This window comes from Paracoccus sp. (in: a-proteobacteria) (assembly GCF_030536915.1).
In the GTDB taxonomy this organism is placed as follows: Bacteria; Pseudomonadota; Alphaproteobacteria; order Rhodobacterales; family Rhodobacteraceae; genus Paracoccus.
Genome location: NZ_JAUNPC010000012.1, coordinates 1 through 19,273, shown reverse-complemented (window position 1 = coordinate 19,273; position 19,273 = coordinate 1). Strand labels below are relative to the sequence as shown.

Below are 19,273 nucleotides of genomic sequence, written 5' to 3'. Positions count from 1 at the left end.
GCAGGCTCCTGAGCATGATCTGATCGAGGAGCCCTGCCATGGACCTGTTCGTCGGCCTTGATGTCTCCGTCCGCACCACCAGCGTGTGCGTCATGGACGGAGAGGGAAACGTCCTGAAGGAAGGGAAGGTCGAAAGCGAGCCTTCCGCCATTGACGCCATGCTGGCCAGGTTCAGAGACCGTCTCAAACGTGTCGGGCTTGAAGCCGGGCCGCTGTCGCAGTGGCTTTACAGCGGGCTTGCGGCGGCGGGCTATCCGGTCATCTGCGTCGAGACGCGCCACATGAAGGCGGCGCTGTCGGCGCAGATCAACAAGACCGACCGCAATGACGCGCGCGGAATTGCGCAGATGATGCGCGTGGGCCTTTACAGGCCAGTGCATGTGAAGACGGTGCGCAGCCAAGAGATCAGGATGCTGCTCACCGCACGCAAGTTCCTGCAGGCGAAGATCATCGACACCGAGAACCACCTGCGGGGACTGCTGCGCAACTTCGGCCTGAAGGTCGGGGCAGTGACGCGCGCGCAGTTCGAGCGAAGGGTGGAGGAGCTGCTATTGCAGTCACCTCATCTGGCCCTGACGGTCACGCCACTGCTGGCCGTGCGCCGTGTCCTGTATGAGCAATACCTGTTGCTGCACGGAGCGATGAAGAAGCTTGCGGCCGACGACAGCATCTGCCGGCTTCTGATGACCGCGCCTGGTGTCGGGCCCGTGGTCGCGCTGACCTTCCGGGCCGGGGTCGATGAGCCTGCCCGCTTCGCGCGATCACGCGCTGTCCCGGCCCACTTCGGCCTGGCGCCAGCGCGCTACCAATCCGGCGAGCTGGATCGAAGCCGCGGCATCTCCAAGTGCGGGGATGCGGGGGTCCGATGGGCCTTGGTCGAGGCGGCTGGCGTCATCCTGCGGCACAGGACCCGGCGCTCGCCCCTGAAGGTCTGGGGCATGGCGATTGCCAAGCGCCGGGGACCGGCGCGGGCCATGGTTGCGGTGGCACGACGCTTGAGCACAATCCTGCACCGGATGTGGGTCGATCACACCGAGTATCGCTGGGAGGCGCCGACCGCCTGATCCAGCACACGGCATCCGCGCAGCCCCCGCGGTGAGAGGTCCCGTGCAGGGACGGGTGGGCAGGCAATTCCGAGCGGGGCTTGAACGCGGCTCCTGTCGCAGTTCGCAAAAAAGATTGGAATGCCTCTCCTTCCGACCCCATCATGAAGCGGCCCTGCGCCGACTTCGAAGAGAAGCAAGACACCTGCCGGGATCGACTGACTGAGGGTTGTGGAGCGCCTGGAAGCTGAGCCAGCCTGGGAAGCAGGCCGCCAGCCGGTTTGAGCCCTTCTTGACCGATGCTGCACGGTGGATGAGCGGCAGCTTTCGGAGACTTGACCTCCAAAGTCACTGTTTGTAGTCGTTAAGTATCCGTAAAGGAGCGAACGACGATGGATCAGCGCCACCGGTAATCCGGCTCTCTGCCCTCAGGGCAATACAGCGCAACGGGCGCATGACGCCCAAAATCCATCAAACGCGAACTCCACGGAGCTTATATGCTCAGACTACAGAACAAGACCGCCCTCGTGACCGGGGGTGCGCGCGGCATCGGTGCCGCCATCGCCCGCGCCTTCCGTGACGAAGGGGCCGACGTGATCCTGACTGACATCGACGCCTGGAGCGGGCAGGCCAAGGCCGACGAGATCGGCGCGATCTTCGCGCAACTCGACGTGGCTTCCGAAGCCGATTGGGCTGCTGCGGCCGAACGCTTTCCCGCGCTCGACGTTCTGGTGAACAATGCCGGCATCACCGGGCTGGAGGGACCGTTCGACGGCGCACCGGCCGCCCACGATCCCGAGCACGCCTCCCTCGCCGATTGGCGGGCCGTCCATGCGGTGAACAACGACGGAACGTTCCTGGGTTGTCGCTACGCGATCCGCGCCATGCGGGCGAGGGGCGCAGGAAGCATCATCAACATCTCGTCCCGATCTGGCGTCGTAGGCATTCCGATGGCCGCCGCCTATGCGGCATCCAAGGCGGCGATCCGCAACCACACCAAGTCTGTCGCGCTCTACTGCGCGGGCCAGGGCCTCGCGATCCGCTGCAACTCGATCCACCCGGCGGCGATCATGACGCCGATGTGGGACCCGATGCTGGGCCACGGTCCAGACCGGGCCGAGCGCGAAGCCGCGATCGTCGCCGACACGCCCATGCGGCGCTTCGGCGAGGCGGCCGAGGTTGCCGCTCTCGCCGTCCTGCTCGCGTCGGACGAGGCGGCCTACATGACCGGCGCGGAGCTGACGATTGATGGGGGCATCCTTGCTGGATCGGCCGCGACTCCCGAAGGGTGAGGGTAGGACAGGAAGCGGGCGTTCCGGTGCTCGCCTCCACCTTTGCATGGTGGCACCAAGCAAGCAGACCTTCGAGGATGCGCGCCAAACGGCAGCTCCATCCGCAAAGCTGTCATGGATCGGCAGCACGCCTGAAGCTTGACACCAAGGCCCCCAATAGAGAAGCCCCGCGCGATGCGGGGCTTTTTCTGTCCGGTCGGGAAGCCTCAGCCCGCCTGCCGCAGGTCCGCGATCAGCGCGTTCACGTCACCGCGGCGGCGGGCCAGCATGGCGCCGATCTCTTCGCGTTCCGAGGCGAGCATGTTCACGCCCTCGATGATCAGGTTGAAGAAGCGCGGCTGCCCGGTCTTGTCCGAGATGTGCCACTCGACCTCCATCGGGCTGCGGCCGTTCAGATAGGCCGTCGAACTGACCGCCCAGAAGGACTTGAGCGGCCGCGCCGCCCCCACTTCGATGCGCGAGCCGAGAAATTCCTGAAAGCGCCGGCCGTATTTGCGCGAGACATAGCCCGTCATCGCGTCGCGGTACGCACGGAAGCTCGCCGCCTCCATCTGCCGCGCCGCCGGTCCCAGCGCCGAGCGGGCAATGGCGTCGATGTCGGCGCGCCGGGCGAAGATCGTCTCGAAGGCCGCGAAAAGCTGCGCCGGGGGCTGGCCCGAGTTGATGACCGCCATCACCTCGTCCACCGCGCGGCGGATCGCGGCCGAGGCCTCGTGCGCCGTCATCGCCTGCGCAGGCGTCACGGCCATCACGCCGCCCATCGCAAGAAGTCCCAAGAACCCGCGTCGGGTGCTATTCGGCATATGGGTCAATGGCGTCCTCTTCCTGCTTCAGCTCGTAGCGGCGGTGCTGCGTGTAAAGCAGCCGCGTCTGGGCGTAACTGTCGGCACTTTCATGCAGGACCGAGTCCACCGTCGAGCCGAATCGCCCCCGCTCACCGGCTTTTGAGACGACCCGCGCCGCCGTTCCCGCCAGCTTCTGTTCGTCGGTCAGGACGCTGTCGAGGGGATCGATCAGAACGAAATCGACGATCTTGCCGGCAAGGTCGCGCTGATTCGAGGGTCCAAGCAGCGGCAGTTCCAGATAGGCCCCTGCAGGCACGCCCCAGACATGCAGGGTTTCGCCGAAGTCGGTGTCGATCTCGGGCAGCCCGAAGCCTCCGCCCGCCGGGTCCAGGATTCCCCCGACCCCTACCGTGCTGTTGACGGCAAAGCGAAAGCCGTTGTGGATCGCGGGCCCCGGCCGGCCCTGCAGCAGGCTGTTGACCACCTTGCCGGGCAGCGACAGGTTGGCGCCGAAGTTTCCAACCATTTCAATCGGACCGGGGGGCCGGTTTCCTGATTCGGGCAGGGGCGCCGCGTCCCTTGGCATGGCCCCTGCCACCGGCCGCAGGACATTGGCGTCCAGCGCCTTGTTGAAGGCATGGACCCGGCGGTTCATCGGCTCGTAAGGATCGGCGATCCCGCCCGGCGGGGCCCCGGCACAGCCGGCAAGACACAGGGCCAGCATGACCATGGCTGATCGCATCAATCTCTCCTTAATATCCATCGGCGAAGCTTGGCTCATCAAGGATGGGATTCGCGGGCCGGGCCTGTCTGAACGGTTCGGAACGGGATAGACAGCGCGCCTTGCGGCGGCAACGGTGGTTGGCGCGACAGGGTGAATGGCGGCCGATCGCCGCGCATGGACAGGACAGGTCATGGTCCGGACGACATCTGCAATGCACGACGGATTTGCCGAGCTGCGCGCGGCGCGCGGGGGCAACCTGGGGCTGGTCGCGGCGGTGGCCGTGTTCTCGGTCGCGGTGAACCTGCTCAACCTGACCGGCCCCTTGTTCATGATGCAGGTTTATGACCGCGTGCTGGGCAGCGGCTCGGTTCCGACGCTGGCGGCGCTGTTCGGGCTGGTGGCGTTCCTGTTCCTGATGATGGGTCTGATCGACCTCGCCCGCGGCCGGGTCATGGCCCGCGTGGCCATGCGGTTCCAGGAACGGATCGAGGCGCGGGTCTTCCAGGCGGCGCTGGCCGAGGGCGCGGTCACGGGCCAGACGGCCTCGGCCCAGGCGGGGCTGCGCGACCTTGACGCGGTGCGGCAGATGATGGGTTCGCCGGTGCTGATGGCGCTGTTCGACCTGCCCTGGGCTCCGGTCTTTCTGGCGGGGCTTTACCTCTTCCATCCGGTGATGGGGGTCGTGGCGACGCTGGGGGCCGTGATCCTTGTGATCATCACCTGGGCGAACCAGGCGATGACCCGCCGGCCGCTGCAGCAGGCGATGGTCGCGGGCCAGACCGCCGACCGTGCCGCCGATCTTTACCGGGACGAGGGCGAGCTGATCGGCGCCATGGGGATGCGGGGGGCGACTTTCACCCGCTGGCGCCGTTATCGCGACCGGATGGCCGAGGCGACCATTGCGGGCAGCGACCGGGGTCTGGGCTTCTCGGTCTTCTCAAAGACTTTCCGGCTGTTCCTGCAATCGGCGCTGCTGGCGGCGGGCGCCTGGCTGGTGCTGCGGCAGGAACTGACCCCGGGCGCGATGATCGCCAGTTCCATCCTGATGGGCCGGGTGCTGGCCCCGGTTGAACAGATCGTCGGCGGCTGGGCCTCGGTCCACCGGGCGCTGGACGGCTGGAAGCGGCTGGGAGAGCTGCTGACGCGCCGCCCGCCGCAGCCGCAGCGCACGCCCCTGCCGCGGCCGGCGGCGCGGCTGGATGTGTCGAACCTGTCGGTCGTTCCGCCGGGACAGACGGCACCCACGCTGCGGGGCGTCAGCTTCACGCTGGAACCGGGGCAGGCACTGGGGGTGATCGGACCGTCGGGCGCGGGCAAGTCGACGCTGGCCCGCGCGCTGATCGGGGCATGGCCCGCGGCGGGCGGCTCGATCCGGCTGGATGGCGCGACGCTGGAACAATACGACCCGGACGTGCTGGGCGCGCTGATCGGCTACCTGCCGCAGCAGGTCACGCTGTTCGACGGCACCATCGCCGAGAACATCGCCCGCCTGTCGGAACGCCCCGACCCCGACGCCATCGTCCGCGCCGCGACGGCGGCCGCGGCGCACAGGATGATCCTCGATCTGCCGCAGGGCTATGACACGCCGCTGTCGCAGGCAGGCGGGCGGCTCTCGGGCGGGCAGATCCAGCGCATAGGCCTTGCCCGCGCCCTTTACGGCGAGCCGGTGCTGTTTGTGCTGGACGAGCCGAACTCGAACCTCGACAACGAGGGGTCCGAGGCGCTGAACCTCGCCATCCGGTCGATCAAGGCCCGTGGCGGCGCGGTCATCATCATGGCCCACCGCCCGGCTGCGATCGCGGAATGCGAGATGCTGCTGGTGATGGAACAGGGGATGCGCCGCGCCTTCGGGCCGCGCGACGAGGTCCTGCGCTCGACCGTCCGCAACGCCGAAACGATCACCCGCACGCGTGGCGCGGGCGGAGGTGTGACATGATCGAAAGAACCGCGAAGATGCCCGCTTCGGGCCGGATGGGCGTCGCCCCCGTCGCCACCATCGAGGAAGCCGCGCCGCGCCGCGCCGGGCGCCCTGCCGCCCCGCCGCCCCCGGCCCAGCCGCCGCCCCCCCAAACAAACCGCTGGTCGGCCCGCGGGGCGCTGATGCTGGGGCTGGTCGCAATGATCCTGCTGGTCGGGGGCTTCGGCGGCTGGTCCGTCGCCTCGCGCATCGCCGGCGCCGTGGTCGCGCCCGGCCAGGTCGAGGTGGAACAGCACCGCCAGGTCGTCCAGCACCTCGAAGGCGGCGTGGTCGAGGCAATCGCCGTTCGCGAGGGCCAGACGGTCGAGGCGGGCGAAGTGCTGATCCGGCTGGACGGCACCCTGCTGCGGACGGAACTCGCCATCGTCGAGGGCCAGTACTTCGAGATCCTCGCCCGCCGCGGCCGGCTGGAGGCCGAGCGCGCCGACAACCCCGAGATCACCTTCCCCGAGGAACTGGTGCAGATTTCCGCCACCCGGCCCGATGTCGCGGCGATGATTCAGGGTCAGACGCAGCTTTTCCAAAGCCGGCTGGACACGCTCAGGCAGTCCACCGACCAGCTTGACCAGCAGGCCCAGCAGGTCCGCAACCAGATCGAGGGCATCGACGCGCAGATTGCTGCCCTGCGCATCCAGCGCGACTTGATCCAGGAGGAATTGACCGACCAGCAGAGCCTCTTCGATCGGGGTCTGGCGCAGGCAACGCGCGTGCTGTCGCTGGAACGCGAGGCCGCGCGGCTGGACGGGCAACTGGGCGAGACGCAGGCGATGCGTGCCCAGGGCGAGACCCGCCTGACCGAGATCGGCATCACCCGGCTGAAAGAGGCCGCCGAGCGCCGCGAGACTGCCGAAACCGAGTTGCGCGACCTCGGCTACCGCGAGTTGGAACTGGCCGAGCGCCGCCGTTCGCTGGCCGAGCAGATCGCGCGGCTCGACATCCGGGCGCCGGTGTCGGGCATCGTCCACCAGTTGCAGGTGACGACCCCACGCGCAGTGATCCGGCCCGCCGACCCGGTATTGTACCTGATCCCGCAGGATCGCCCGCTGGTGATCGCGGCCCGCATCCCCCCCATCAACATCGACGAGGTGTCGGTCGGGCAGGACGTGGTGCTGCGCTTCTCGGCCTTCTCCAGCCGCACGACGCCCGAGATCCACGGCACGCTGAACCGCGTCTCGGCCGATGCGGTGACCGACCAGGCGACGCAGATGCAGTATTACCGCGCCGAGGTGACGATTCCGCCCGCCGAAAGCGACAAGCTGGGCGATTTGTCCCTGATCCCCGGGATGCCGGTCGAGGTCTATATCCAGACCGGCGAGCGCAGCCCCTTGGCCTACCTGATGAAGCCGTTGAGCGACTATTTCACCCGCGCCTTCCGCGAGGACTAGCCGCTTCCGCAACCGGCAACGGCGGGCGGACCACGCCTGCCATTGCCGGACGCCGCGGGGGGGCCTATGGCTGCAAGCTGACGTTCACCGCGGGACAGGCTCATGCGGATCATCATCTGCGGTGCGGGGCAGGTCGGCTGGCAGATCGCGCGGCAGCTTTCGGGCGAGCGGCACGATGTCGTGCTGATCGACCGCGACGAGCGGCTGATCCAGCAGGTCAACGACGCGCTGGACGTGCAGGGCATCGCGGGCCACGCCAGCCACCCCGACGTGCTCGACCGCGCCGGAGCCGCCGACTGCGACCTGCTGATCGCCGCGACCGCCAGCGACGAGGTGAACATCGTGTCGTGCGAGATCGCGGCGGCGCTGTTTTCCGTCCCCCGCCGGATCGCCCGGCTGCGAGCGCCGGCCTACATGCGGCCCGAATATGCCGATCTGTATCAGGCGCAGAACCTGTCCATCGACGTGGTCATCAGCCCGGAACAGGAGGTCGCCGCCGCGGCGCTCTCGCGGCTGGACGCGCCGACGACATTCGATACGGAAACCTTCATGGACGGTCGCGTCAGGCTGCTCGCCATGGCGCTGACGGACAACTGTCCGATCCTGAATTCGCCGCTGCGCCATCTCGACCAGACCTTCTGGGGGCTGCGCGCCGTTGTGGTGGGACTGCGGCGTGGCGGCCGGTTCTTCGCGCCCGAGCCGTATGACCAGTTGCACGCGGGCGACCGCGCCTATGTGGTCACCCCCGAAGAGGACGTGGCCCGCACGCTCGACATCTTCGGCCTGCCCGCGCGCCCGATCCGCCGGGTCGTCCTGATCGGCGCGGGCAACATCGGCCGCGCCGTGGCCCGCGTGCTGGACGACAGCCCCGAGGTCACGCTGCGGCTGATCGAGGCCGACCGCGAGCGGGCCGAGGTTGCGGCCGAGCGGCTGCGCCGCGCGGTCGTGCTGCACGGCGACGGCATGTCGATCGACCTGATGGCCGAGGCGGGGGTGCCAAAGGCCGACGCGGTGCTGACGCTGACCGCCAACGACCATGTCAACATCCTTGCCGCCGTCCGGGCGCGGCAGGCGGGCGCGGGCATGGTGGTGGCGCTGATCAACGACCCCTCGCTGCTGACGCTGGCCTCGTCCCTCGGGATCGACGCGCAGATCAGCCCCCGCGCCGTCAGCGTGTCCAGCATCCTGCGCCACATCCGCCGCGGCCGGGTCCGGGACGTCTATGCCCTGGGCGACGCCGAGGCCGAGCTGATCGAGGCGCAGGTGCTGCCCGGCTCTCCGCTTGCGGGGCAGGCGGTGCGCGATCTGGAACTGCCGAAAGGGGCGCTGATCGCCGCCATCGAGAAGCCGGGCGCGCTGCTGAAGCCGCGGCCCGACACCCGGATGGACCCCGGCGACCTGGTGCTGATCTTCGCCCTCTCGGGCGACATCGAGGAGGTCGAGCGCCTGCTGCAGGTCTCGGCCGACTGGTTCTGATGGATCGGCTCGCCCGCCTGCCCGTGCTGATCATCGCCGGGCTGGCCGTCGCGCTGGCGATGCTGATCCCCGCCGCCCATGCCGAGGCCATCGGAGACCGCCGCATCGCCGCCATCTTCGCGGGTTCGGCCGCCGGCGCGCTGGTGCTGGGCGCGATGCTTGCGCTGGCGACGGCCGCCACGCCCGCCTCCGCGCCCTCGCGCGGCGTGCTGGGCACGCTTCTCGGCGTCTATGCCGGGCTGCCGCTGGTCTGTGCCCTCCCTTTTGCCCTGGTCATGCCTGACACCGGCCTTTTCAACGCCTGGTGGGAGATGCTGTCCTGCCTGACCACCACCGGCGCCACGCTTTACGCCGCCGACCTGGTGGCCCCGACGCTGCATCTGTGGCGCGGCCTCGTGGGCTGGCTGGGCGGGCTGTTCATCCTTGTCGCCGCGATCGCCCTGATGGCGCCGGTCCGCGTGGGCGGGTTCGAGATCATGGACCGCACGACCGGCGCGGATGAACGGTTCGAGCGGCCAGGCGGCGGCTCGGGCCTGCGGCCGGACCGGGACCATGCCGTCCCTCCCGGCGACCCGGCCTTGCGGCTGATCCGCTGGGGCCTTGCCATCGCGCCGCTTTACGCGGGCGCGACCGGGGCGCTGTGGCTGGGGCTGATGATGACCGGGGACCATGCGCTGAACGCGCTGATCCGCGCCATGGGAACCCTGTCCACCAGCGGCGTCGGCCTTGACGCGCGGCCTGTCGGCGCCAGCGGCGGCATGGCGGCCGAGGCGCTGGTCGCCGCCTTCATGCTGACCGCTCTGACCCGCCGCGCCTGGCCGGGCGGGGGCGAGTTGCAGGTCACCCGCCGCCTGCGCCACGACCCCGAACTGCGCGTCGCCGCGGGACTGGTGGCGCTGGTGACGCTGACGCTGGTGCTGCGCCCCTTCTTCGGCGCCTTTCTGGAAGACGTCCAGCCGGTGACCACGCCCGAACCCGCGGCCCCGAACCTTGCCGGCGGACTGGCCCGCGCCGCCGGGGCCGCCTGGGGCAGCCTGTTCACGGCGCTGTCCTTCCTGACCACGACGGGCTGGACCTCGATGCACTGGGAAGGGGCGCGGGCCTGGGCGGGGCTGTCGGCGCCGGGGCTGATGCTGGCTGGCCTGGCCATCATGGGGGGCGGCGTCGCCACCACCGCGGGGGGCGTCAAGCTGCTGCGGGTCTTTGCGCTGGCGCTGCATGCAAGGCGCGAACTGGACAAGATCGTCCACCCCGCCTCGGTCGCGGGCGGCGGGCCGATGATCCGGCGGCTGCGGGGATCGGGGGCCTATCTGTCCTTCATCTTCTTCATGGTCTTCGCGCTGTCGGTGGTTCTGACCATCGCGCTGGTGTCGCTGCGGCCCGTGGCCTTCGAGACGGCGACGATCCTCAGCGTCGCCGCCCTGACCAACACCGGCCACCTGGCCGAGGCGATCCCCCTGACCCCGGTGTTCGAGGGCAGCGCCGGGATCGCCGGCTCGCCCTGGCAGGGCTGGGCGGGGCTTGCTCCCTTCACCAAGGCGGTTCTGGCGGCGGCCATGGTGGCAGGGCGGCTTGAGATGCTGGCGATCCTCGCCTTGCTGACCCCGGGCGCATGGCGGCGCTGACGGGTGCCGATGCCCGCGGGGTGCGGAAGACTGTCGCCCCCAGCCCTTGAGTCCGGAATGCGGCTCAAGCCCGGCTGGGGCAGCGTGCCTTGTCCGAGCGGGTGAAACGACAGGCCAGGCAGAGGATCGGCCGCGGCGCCGCTTCCTTTCGCCCGAGGAGGGCGCAGCGTGGCGAAAGGGAAACACCTGTGGCGCAATTCCCTGCGCGCCTTGTCACATTGACGCGCATGACCTTAATGTGAACGCAACGCCGCAATAACAAGAAAAGGTGTCCCGCATGGCCGGCGACAAGCAGAACCTTCAGGACGCCTTCCTGAACCATGTCCGAAAGGCCAAGGTTCCGGTCACGATCTTCCTGATAAACGGCGTCAAGCTGCAGGGCGTGATCACCTGGTTCGACAATTTCTGCGTGCTGCTGCGCCGCGACGGCCAGTCGCAACTGGTCTACAAGCACGCGATCTCGACGATCATGCCCGGCCAGCCCATCAGCCTGTATGAAGGCGAGGACTGAGTGGCCGAGCCGCAGTCGACCGAAACGCGGCGCACGCCCGCCTTCGTCATCCACCCCGACCTCGGTTCGCGCCGCGACCAGCGCCGCTCGCCCGATCTTGCGCTAGAGGAAGCGGAGGCGCTGGCCCGTGCCCTGCCCGCGATCGAGGTCGTGGGCAGCACGGTGGCCAGGCTGCGCAACCCCTCTCCGGGCACGCTGTTCTCCTCGGGCAAGCTGGAAGAACTGGGAGAGGCGATCCGCGCGGCCGAAGCCGAGCTGGTCCTGATCGACGGTCCCGTCACTCCAGTCCAGCAGCGGAACCTGGAAAAGCACCTGGACGTGAAGATCCTGGACCGCACCGGCCTGATCCTGGAAATCTTTGCCGACCGGGCGCGGACGCGAGAAGGGGTGCTGCAGGTTGAACTCGCGGCGTTGTCCTATCAGCGGACCCGGCTGGTGCGGGCCTGGACCCACCTCGAACGCCAGCGCGGGGGCTTCGGCTTCGTCGGCGGTCCCGGCGAGACGCAGCTCGAGGCCGACCGCCGCGCCATCGACGACCAGATGGTGCGCCTGCGCCGCCAGCTTGAACGGGTGACGCGCACCCGCAGCCTGCACCGCGCGGCCCGCGCCAGGGTCCCCTATCCGATCGTCGCGCTGGTGGGCTATACAAACGCCGGCAAGTCCACGCTGTTCAACCGCCTGACCGGGGCCGAGGTGCTGGCCAAGGACATGCTCTTCGCCACACTCGATCCCACGATGCGGGCGATCCACCTTCCTTCCGCCGATGGCGAGGCGCGGGGCCGCCGGATCATCCTGTCGGACACGGTGGGCTTCATCTCGGACCTGCCGACGGAACTCGTCGCCGCCTTCCGCGCCACGCTGGAGGAGGTGCTGGAAGCCGACCTGATTCTGCATGTCCGCGACATCAGCCACCCGGAAACCGAGGAACAGGCGGGCGACGTCGGCGACATTCTCGACAGCCTGGGCGTGGATGAGGACGTGGCGCTGATCGAGGTCTGGAACAAGATCGACGCCCTGTCGGACGAGACCCGCGCCGCCCTGCGCCGCACCGACGCCCGCCGCGCCGACGTGCAGGCGGTCAGTGCCCTGACCGGAGAGGGCCTGCCCGACCTCATCGCCGCCATCGACCAGCGCCTGTCCGAAGTGCTGGACGAACCGCGCGAGTCTGGCGTTGTCACGCTGCCCCACGCCGAGGGCCGTCGCCGCGCCTGGCTGCACGAAGCGGGCGTGGTGGAACGCGAGGAACAGACCGAGGAAGGATCGCGCCTCAATGTCCTCTGGACCCGGCGCCAGCAGATGGCCTTCGATGCCCTGAATGGAGAAACGGGCCGCACCGAGCCGGAGGATGACGATGATCCGCCCCCGCGCATCGGCGGATGGGACCCTCTGGGCAAGGATTGACGCCGGATCGGGGGCCAGCCCCCGGACCCCCGGGATATTTCCAGCCGAAAGACAGGGACCGCGAAAGCCAAAGTCTCGTCTTTCGGCCCCAAATATCCCCGCCGGAGGCGTCGGAGCGGTGCAGCCCGCGCGGCGCTGGACGCCCTATTTCGCCATCACCTCGTCCTCGACCCGCATGCCGCCCACGACACCCAGCGACTTGAGCTTGCGGTGCAGGGCTGACCGCTCCATGCCCACGAACTGCGCAGTGCGGCTGATGTTGCCGCCGAAGCGGTTGATCTGCGCCAGCAGGTATTCGCGCTCGAAGAGTTCCCGCGCCTCGCGCAGCGCCAGCGCGGTGATCTGGGGGCCAAGCGCTAAGGCCTCGCCGTTATCGGGGGTCGCGCCCTGGGGTTCCAGTTCCGCAGGCTGGATCGGGCCGGTGCCTTCGCCCAGGATCAGGACCCGCTCCATCACGTTGCGAAGCTGGCGGATGTTGCCCGGCCAGCGCATCGCCTGCAGGGCGGCGACGGTTTCATCCGGCAGGGCGCGCAGCGGCAGCGCTTGGCTGGTGTGGAACTGCTCGATGAAATGGTGGGCGAGTTCGGCGATGTCCTCGCGCCGTTCCGCAAGGCCGGGCACCTGTACGGGAACGACGTTCAGGCGATCGTAAAGCTCCTGTCGGAAGCGGCCGGCGGCGATCTCGGAACCCAAGTCCCGGTTGGTCGAGGAGATCACCCGCAGGTCCACCCTCACCCGGTCGCTTCCGCCCGCGCGGGTGAACTGCTGCTCGGTCAGCACCCGCAGGATCTTGGGCTGGGTGCCCAGCGGCATGTCGGCGACCTCGTCGAAATAGATCACCCCGCCATGGGCCTGTTCCAGAAGGCCCGGCTCGATCCCGCGCTCGGGCGTTTCGCGGCCGAACAGGACTTCCTCCATCCGCTCGGGCTCGATGGTGGCGCAGGGGACGGCGACAAAGGGCGCCTCGGCACGGGGCGAATGGGCGTGGATGTAGCGGGCGGCCAGTTCCTTGCCCGCGCCCGGCTCGCCCGTCAGCATCACCCGGCCGTTCGACCTGGCGACCTTGTCGAGATTGTCGCGCAGGCGCCGGAAGGCCGCGGAATGGCCCAGCATCTCGGCCGCCGAAACCTCGCGCCGGCGCAACTGGCTGTTTTCCCGCCGCAACCGGCTGGTTTCCATCGCCCGGGTGATGACCACCATCAATTGGTCGATATTGAAGGGCTTTTCGATGAAGTCATAGGCGCCCTGCTTGATCGCGGCCACCGCGATCTCGATGTTGCCGTGCCCCGAGATGATGACGACGGGCACCGAGGGGTTGTTGCGCTTGACCTGCTTGAGGATGTCGATCCCATCCATCCGGCTGTCCTTGAGCCAGATGTCCAGGATCATCAGCGCCGGCTCCTCGGCGTTGATGGCGGCCAGCGCCTCGTCGGCATTGGCGGCGGTGCGGGTCTTGAACCCTTCGTCGCCCAGGATGTCGGCGATGAGTTCGCGGATGTCGCGCTCATCGTCCACGATCAGGATGTCGCTCATGTGCCTGTCGCCTCTTCGAGTTTATGTTTGCGCGAAGGGGCCAGCCGGACGGGCTGGCGTTCGCGGGGCAGTCTGACTTCGGCCATCGCGCCGCGGTGGCCGCCGGCATCGGGGGGCGCGTCGGTCAGCGTCAGCGAACCGCCATGCTCCTCGACGATCTTCTTGACGATGGGCAGCCCCAGCCCGGTGCCGCCCTGCTTCAGCGTCACGTAAGGCTCGAACAGCCGGGCGCGGTCCTCGGGCAGGCCCACGCCGTTGTCGCAGATGCGGATCGTGACCGCATCGGGGCGGGCCTCCAGCGCCAGTTCGACCTGCGGGGTCCAGTCGCCGGGCGGGCGGTCGCGCAGGGCCTCGCCCGCGTTCTTCAGAAGGTTGGTGAAAACCTGCCCCATCATGCCGGCGTCGCAGTCCACGATCACCGGCTCGTCGGGGATGCGGGCCGCGACCCCGCCCGCGATCGCATCCCGCTGCAGCACGATCGCCTCGCGCAGCAGCGCGGCGATGTCGGTTTCGCTGCGGTCGGGATCGGGCATCCGGGCGAAGCGGCTGAACTCGTCCACGATCCGGCGCAGGTCGTTGGTCTGGCGGATGATGACATCGGTATATTGCGCCAGCGCCTCGCGGTCCTCGTCCGAACTCGCGAGCTTGCCGAACTTGCGCCGGATGCGTTCGGCCGAAAGCTGGATGGGCGTCAGGGGGTTCTTGATCTCATGGGCCACGCGCCGGGCCACGTCGCCCCAAGCGGCCATGCGCTGCGCCGTCACCAGCTCGGTCACGTCATCGAAGGCGATGACATAGCCCGCGACGGACCCGTCCTCGGCCTGCCGCGCGGCCATGCGGACCAGCAGGCTTTCGATGCGCCCGTCGCGATGCAGCCGCACCTCGTCCTGCACGCTGTCGGCGACCGATCCCTGAAGGCGTGCGAACAGCGGCCCGAACTCGGGCACCACCTCCAGCAGCGGGCGGTCCTCGGCGGACGGGTCGAGGCCCAGCAGCCGCAGCGCCGAGCGGTTGACGAAGTCGATCCGCTCGTCATCCCCCAGCCCGATCACCCCGGCCGTGACCGAGGTCAGCACGCTGTCGAACAGCCGCCGCTGTTCATCCGTCGCACGGTAGCTTTCGACCAGCTCGACCCGCTGCTGCTTCAGCGCCTGGGTCATGCGGTTGAAGCTTTGCCCGAGCGTCTGGATCTCGTCGCCGGTATCCGGCTCGGGCACCTGCACGTCCAGGTTCCCCTCGCCTACCTGCTCGGATGCTGCCGCAAGCCGCCCGATGGGCCGGGCCAGCCGTTCCGCGAACCACAGCCCCAGCCAGATCGCGCCGGCCACCAGCAGCAGCGCGAAGCCGAGGTAAAGCAGCGAGAACTCGAACAGCACCCGGCTGCGGGTGCGTTCGAGCTGCTGGTATTCGCCCACCGTGGCGCGGGTGTCATCCAGAAGGCCCAGCAGGTCGCCGTCCACGTCCCGGGTGACGTAAAGATAGCGGTTCGGCAGCCGGTCCAGGTGGACGAGCGCACGGAACTCGTTGTTCTGCCAGTCCTCGACCAGCAGCGTGCCATCCCGGTCGGCGGACAGAAGCTGCGCCTCGGTCGGCTGCTCATACCAGAAGCGGTAGCTGCGGTCGCCGCGCGCCCGGATCGCGCCGGTCGCGTCGATGACATAGGCTTCCCGCAACCCGCGCTGGATCAGCGCCTGCCCGTCGGTCAGCACGGCGCGGATGGTGCCGTCATCCAGAAAGGGCATGGCGCGTGCGGCCTCGTTCAGGACGCGGGCCAGAAGCTCGGCATCCTCGGCCAGATCGCGGCGGTGTTCGTCCTGATAGGCCTCGGCCGCCGACAGCGAGGTGGCGACGACCTGCTGCACCCGGCCGGAAAACCAGCCTTCAAGCCCGATGTTGACCGTCAGCCCCGCAAACAGCGCGACCAGCACCGTCGGGACCAGCGCCAGCGCGGTGAAGACCCCGACCAGCCGCATGTGCAGCCGCGAGCCGGCAGCGGCCGACTTGCGCGCGGTCAGGATCGCCGCCATCCGCGCGCCGACCACCCCCGTCAGCAGCAGGATGTAGATGAGGTCGGCCAGGAAGATCAGCCGCAGCCCGGTGCTGGCCGTATACTGGCTGAGCGGCCCCATGACGACATAGGTCGCGACCGCAAGCACCGGCCCCAGCACGGCCAGGAACAGCGTCGCCGCGTTGCGGACGCGCCGCTGCCGGCGCAGACGCGCCAGCCGTTCCCAGGGTCGCCCCGCGATTGCGTGTGCCACCGTGTCTGCCTCGCCTCGGTCGCCGCTGTGTCGCGGCTTCTTGTTGCACAGGCGTTACGTGCCCCTGTGTCGCTGTGACCGTTTTACATCAGGCGGCGGCGTCGTGTCACCTCGATATTCAGGTCGTTCACTTTCTTGCGAAGCGTGTTCCGGTTGATCTGCAGAAGATCGGCGCAGCGAAGCTGGTTTCCGTTGCACGCGTCCAGCGCGATCTGGATCAGAGGGCGTTCAACCTCGCGCAGAATCCGCTCATAAAGGCCGGGTGGCGGAAGCTGGTCGCCATGCAGGTCGAAATATCGTTGCAGGTGCTGCTCGACGACCTCGGACAGCGGGCGCGAGGGATCGATGCGGGGCGAGGCGACGCGCGGCGCGCCCGGCGTGGGCAGCGCACCCGCCATGTCCTCGGCCTCGATTAGCGGCCCTTGGGCGGTCAGCGCCAGGCGGCGCAGCAGGTTGTCGAGTTCCCGCAGGTTGCCGGGGAACGGGTGCGCGCGCAGCGCCTCCATCGCGCCGTCCGACAGCACGGTTGCCCCCTGCCCCACGCGGTCCAGCATCAGCCGCGCCAGCGCCGGCAGGTCGTCCAGCCGCGACCGCAGCGGCGGCACCATCACCACCATGCCTGCCAGCCGGTAGTAAAGGTCGGGCCGCAGCCGCCCGGATTCGGCCTCGCTCTCGGGATCGGGGCCGGTGGTGGCAACCAGGCGGGGGGCGCGGGCGCGGTCGGGGCCGCTTTCGACGGCCTCGATCAGGCTGGACAGGCGGGCCTGCAGCCCCGGCTCCATCGCCGCCGCGTCCTCGAGGATCAGAGTGCCGCCCTGCGCTTCGGACAGCCGGGCGGAAAGCGCTTCCGCGCTGTCCACCGGGCCCAGCCGCACCAGCGGGCCGTCGCGGCGGTCGCTGAGTTCGTGCAGCGCCTGCGCCAGCGTGCTGCGGCCTGCGCCCGGCTCGCCCGCGACGATCACGGGCAGGTCGGTGTTGACGATCCGCGCCACGCTGCGGAACAGCGCCTGCATGACCGGCGTGTGGCCGATCAGCGAGATGCCCTGCGGGATGGGCGCTGGCTCGGCCACCGGGGCAGGCTCGCGGCGCTTGCGTCGTTCCAGCCCCGCGCGGACGCGGGCCATCAGGTCCGGCAGGTCGAATGGCTTGGGCAGGTAGTCGAAGACCGAGGCTTCGGTCGCCCGGATCGCCGTCACGATGGAATTCTGCGCCGAGATCACGATCACCGGCAGATCCGCCCGCGCGCGGGAAATCGAGGGGATCATGTCCAGCCCGTTGCCGTCGGGCATCATCACGTCGGTCACGACCAGATCGCCAGTCCCGTCCTCGACCCAGCGCATCAGCTGGCCCAAGCTGCCCGTCGCATGGACCCGGCAGCCGGCGCGGGTCAGCGCCTGGGTCAGCACCGTGCGGATGGTGCGGTCGTCGTCCGCGATCAGAACGGTTCCATCCATCAGAACTCTCCTTTTCCGGCAAGCGGCAGGGATACGCGAAACAGGGTGCGGCCGGGGCGGCTGTCCACGCGGACCAGCCCGCCATGCTCGGTCACGATCTTGCCGACCAGCGCGAGGCCGAGGCCGGTGCCGTTTTCCCGCCCCGACACGAAAGGCTCGAAGATCTGGTCGGCGATGGCTTCGGGGATGCCGGGGCCGTTGTCCTCGACCTCGACCCGCAGACCGAGATGCGAGCCATCCGGCGCCCGGGCTTCGCCGTCATAAGCGGTGCGAAGGCGGATCAGCGCGGGACCGGCGCCAGCGGCCCGGGCTTCCCGCGCCACCGCCTCGGCGGCATTCCGCAGAAGGTTCAGCACGACCTGCATGATGCGCCCCGGATCGATCAGCGCGGGCGGCAGCGAGGGGTCGTAGTCGGTCACGATCCGGGGTGCGGCCCCGCCCAGCGCCATGCTGCGGCGGGCACGGTCGAGGATGTCGTGGATGTTCACCGGCTGAAGCCGGGGCGGCGAGGTGTCGCCGAAACGCTCGACCTCCTCCAGCAGGGCGACGATGCGGCGGCTTTCGGCCACGATCAGGTCGGTCAGTTCCCGGTCCTCGGGGCCGAGGCCCTCGGACAGAAGCTGCGCCGCGCCCCGGATGCCGGCCAGCGGGTTCTTGATCTCATGCGCCAGCATCTCGGCCATGCCGATGGCGCTGCGGGCGGCGCGGCGGGGAAAGGCATCCTCGGGATCAGCCTCGGGGCGGATGAGGGCGACGACGCCGCCAGCCTGCAGCGCGGTCAGGTGCAGCCCGGCGCGGCGGGCGGTCCAGCCGCCGGCGCGGTCGCCTATCTGGAAGCGGACGCGGGGATGGACCGCCTCGCCCCCGGCGGCCTGCGCGATCAGCGGCCCCAGTTCGGGCTCCACCCGCAGGCGGGCGAACAGCGCCGGGTCGTCGGGCCTCAGCCCCGCCACGCCACGGGCCGAGAGGTTCAGCCACAGTTTCGCCGCCTCGTTCAGCCCGGTGAAGCGGCCTGCGGCATCGAAGCTCACAACCGGGATCGGCAGGGCCTCCAGCACCTCGCGGGGATCGGGCGAGGCGAGGGCGCCGGTCATGCGGCCTCTGCCTCTCCAGGCGCGCCCGAGAAGACGGCGCGGATCGCGGCTGCGGCGGCTTGGGGGGTGGCGGCGGCCATCAGCGCGGCGCGGGCGGCGGTCAGGTCGGCCAGGCCCGCGCCTTCGGCATACCAGCCGAGGTGCTTGCGGGCGATGCGCATCCCCAACTCGCGGCCATAGTGCAACAGGATGTCGGCGTGATGTTCCGCCACCGCATCGGCCAGCGCCGCGCCTTGCGGCACATCCGGCGCGGGCGTGCCGTGGTTCGCGGCGGCGATCTGTGCCAGCCGCCAGGGCGCGCCCTGGGCGCCGCGGCCGACCATGACCGCATCCGCCCCCGACAACGTGCGCGCCCGCATGGCCGAACCCGCGTCCACCACATCACCATTGGCGATCAGGGCCAAGTCCGGCACCGCCTCGCGCACCGCGCGGATGGCGGCCCAGTCGGCTTGGCCGGTGTAGAACTGCGCCCGCGTCCGCCCGTGAACGGCGATCATCCGAACGCCTGCATCCCGCGCCCGGCGGGCGAGGTCGGGCGCGTTCAGGCAATCGGCATCCCAACCGAGCCGCATCTTCAGCGTCACCGGCAGATCGGGGACGGCGCCCACCACCGCCTCGATCAGGGACAGCGCGCGATCGGGCTCGCGCATCAGCGCCGCGCCCGACAGCCCGCCCGTCACCTTGCGGGCGGGGCAGCCCATGTTGATATCG

Annotated in this window: 15 protein-coding genes; 8 read left to right on the top strand and 7 right to left on the bottom strand. The window is 69.5% G+C overall.

Translation table 11 applies throughout. The features are described from left to right. Positions 1–38: 38 nt before the first annotated feature. Both Q4F04_RS03800 and Q4F04_RS03795 read left to right on the top strand, forming a co-directional pair. The gene (locus tag Q4F04_RS03800) at positions 39–1,064 is read left to right on the top strand and encodes an IS110 family transposase (RefSeq protein ID WP_303368498.1); all 1,026 of its coding nucleotides are present in this window, start codon (positions 39–41) and stop codon (positions 1,062–1,064) included. 506 nt (positions 1,065–1,570) lie between these two features. Further along, positions 1,571–2,335: an SDR family oxidoreductase gene (locus tag Q4F04_RS03795; RefSeq protein ID WP_303368497.1), complete on the top strand. Its 765-nt coding sequence runs from the start codon at positions 1,571–1,573 to the stop codon at positions 2,333–2,335. A gap of 206 nt (positions 2,336–2,541) precedes the next feature. Here the strand turns inward: Q4F04_RS03795 and Q4F04_RS03790 are convergent, their stop codons facing one another. Beyond that, positions 2,542–3,138 (bottom strand): phospholipid-binding protein MlaC, encoded by a 597-nt coding sequence (locus Q4F04_RS03790; protein ID WP_303368496.1) that lies wholly within the window; start codon positions 3,136–3,138, stop codon positions 2,542–2,544. After that, positions 3,128–3,862, bottom strand: a complete 735-nt coding sequence (locus Q4F04_RS03785; RefSeq protein ID WP_303368495.1) for a VacJ family lipoprotein — start codon at positions 3,860–3,862, stop codon at positions 3,128–3,130. Before Q4F04_RS03785 ends, Q4F04_RS03790 begins: the two co-directional genes overlap by 11 nt. Positions 3,863–4,055: 193 nt before the next feature. Between Q4F04_RS03785 and Q4F04_RS03780 the strand changes: the two genes are divergently transcribed. From Q4F04_RS03780 to hflX, 6 genes are all read left to right on the top strand, one after another. Then, positions 4,056–5,780 (top strand): type I secretion system permease/ATPase, encoded by a 1,725-nt coding sequence (locus Q4F04_RS03780; RefSeq protein WP_303368523.1) that lies wholly within the window; start codon positions 4,056–4,058, stop codon positions 5,778–5,780. A 164-nt stretch (positions 5,781–5,944) separates the two neighbouring features. Continuing rightward, entirely contained in the window at positions 5,945–7,207 is a 1,263-nt protein-coding gene (locus Q4F04_RS03775) for an HlyD family type I secretion periplasmic adaptor subunit (RefSeq protein ID WP_303368522.1), read from the top strand. 102 nt (positions 7,208–7,309) lie between these two features. Then, positions 7,310–8,683, top strand: coding sequence for a Trk system potassium transporter TrkA (gene trkA / locus Q4F04_RS03770; RefSeq protein ID WP_303368494.1), 1,374 nt, complete (start codon positions 7,310–7,312; stop codon positions 8,681–8,683). Then, positions 8,683–10,308: a TrkH family potassium uptake protein gene (locus tag Q4F04_RS03765; protein ID WP_303368493.1), complete on the top strand. Its 1,626-nt coding sequence runs from the start codon at positions 8,683–8,685 to the stop codon at positions 10,306–10,308. The genes trkA and Q4F04_RS03765 overlap by 1 nt, the downstream gene beginning before the upstream one ends. Positions 10,309–10,585: 277 nt before the next feature. After that, positions 10,586–10,819, top strand: a complete 234-nt coding sequence (hfq, locus tag Q4F04_RS03760) for an RNA chaperone Hfq (protein WP_020949330.1) — start codon at positions 10,586–10,588, stop codon at positions 10,817–10,819. Then, positions 10,820–12,220 carry a GTPase HflX gene (hflX, locus tag Q4F04_RS03755; protein ID WP_303368492.1) on the top strand — a complete coding sequence of 467 codons (1,401 nt, stop codon included), beginning with the start codon at positions 10,820–10,822 and terminating at the stop codon, positions 12,218–12,220. A 144-nt stretch (positions 12,221–12,364) separates the two neighbouring features. Here hflX and Q4F04_RS03750 read toward each other — a convergent pair whose 3' ends face one another. From Q4F04_RS03750 to Q4F04_RS03730, 5 genes are all read right to left on the bottom strand, one after another. After that, entirely contained in the window at positions 12,365–13,753 is a 1,389-nt protein-coding gene (locus Q4F04_RS03750) for a sigma-54 dependent transcriptional regulator (protein WP_303368491.1), read from the bottom strand. Continuing rightward, positions 13,750–16,014 (bottom strand): PAS domain-containing sensor histidine kinase, encoded by a 2,265-nt coding sequence (locus Q4F04_RS03745; RefSeq protein WP_303368490.1) that lies wholly within the window; start codon positions 16,012–16,014, stop codon positions 13,750–13,752. Before Q4F04_RS03745 ends, Q4F04_RS03750 begins: the two co-directional genes overlap by 4 nt. 83 nt (positions 16,015–16,097) lie before the next feature. Next, positions 16,098–17,468, bottom strand: a complete 1,371-nt coding sequence (locus tag Q4F04_RS03740; RefSeq protein WP_303368489.1) for a sigma-54 dependent transcriptional regulator — start codon at positions 17,466–17,468, stop codon at positions 16,098–16,100. Next, complete coding sequence (locus Q4F04_RS03735) at positions 17,468–18,562, bottom strand: nitrogen regulation protein NR(II) (RefSeq protein ID WP_303368488.1); 1,095 nt, start codon at positions 18,560–18,562, stop codon at positions 17,468–17,470. Before Q4F04_RS03735 ends, Q4F04_RS03740 begins: the two co-directional genes overlap by 1 nt. Then, a partial coding sequence (locus tag Q4F04_RS03730; protein ID WP_303368487.1) for a tRNA-dihydrouridine synthase occupies positions 18,559–19,273 on the bottom strand: 715 nt, incomplete at its 5' end. The genes Q4F04_RS03730 and Q4F04_RS03735, both read right to left, overlap by 4 nt.

What these genes read in the sequence shown, in the direction of transcription:
- Q4F04_RS03800 (WP_303368498.1), top strand. Translation starts at nt 39, where the DNA reads ATGGACCTGTTCGTCGGCCTTGATGTCTCCGTCCGCACCACCAGCGTG.
- Q4F04_RS03790 (WP_303368496.1), bottom strand. Translation starts at nt 3,138, where the DNA reads ATGCCGAATAGCACCCGACGCGGGTTCTTGGGACTTCTTGCGATGGGC.
- Q4F04_RS03785 (WP_303368495.1), bottom strand. Translation starts at nt 3,862, where the DNA reads ATGCGATCAGCCATGGTCATGCTGGCCCTGTGTCTTGCCGGCTGTGCC.
- Q4F04_RS03780 (WP_303368523.1), top strand. Translation starts at nt 4,056, where the DNA reads ATGCACGACGGATTTGCCGAGCTGCGCGCGGCGCGCGGGGGCAACCTG.
- Q4F04_RS03775 (WP_303368522.1), top strand. Translation starts at nt 5,945, where the DNA reads ATGCTGGGGCTGGTCGCAATGATCCTGCTGGTCGGGGGCTTCGGCGGC.
- trkA (WP_303368494.1), top strand. Translation starts at nt 7,310, where the DNA reads ATGCGGATCATCATCTGCGGTGCGGGGCAGGTCGGCTGGCAGATCGCG.
- Q4F04_RS03765 (WP_303368493.1), top strand. Translation starts at nt 8,683, where the DNA reads ATGGATCGGCTCGCCCGCCTGCCCGTGCTGATCATCGCCGGGCTGGCC.
- hfq (WP_020949330.1), top strand. Translation starts at nt 10,586, where the DNA reads ATGGCCGGCGACAAGCAGAACCTTCAGGACGCCTTCCTGAACCATGTC.
- Q4F04_RS03750 (WP_303368491.1), bottom strand. Translation starts at nt 13,753, where the DNA reads ATGAGCGACATCCTGATCGTGGACGATGAGCGCGACATCCGCGAACTC.
- Q4F04_RS03740 (WP_303368489.1), bottom strand. Translation starts at nt 17,468, where the DNA reads ATGGATGGAACCGTTCTGATCGCGGACGACGACCGCACCATCCGCACG.
- Q4F04_RS03735 (WP_303368488.1), bottom strand. Translation starts at nt 18,562, where the DNA reads ATGACCGGCGCCCTCGCCTCGCCCGATCCCCGCGAGGTGCTGGAGGCC.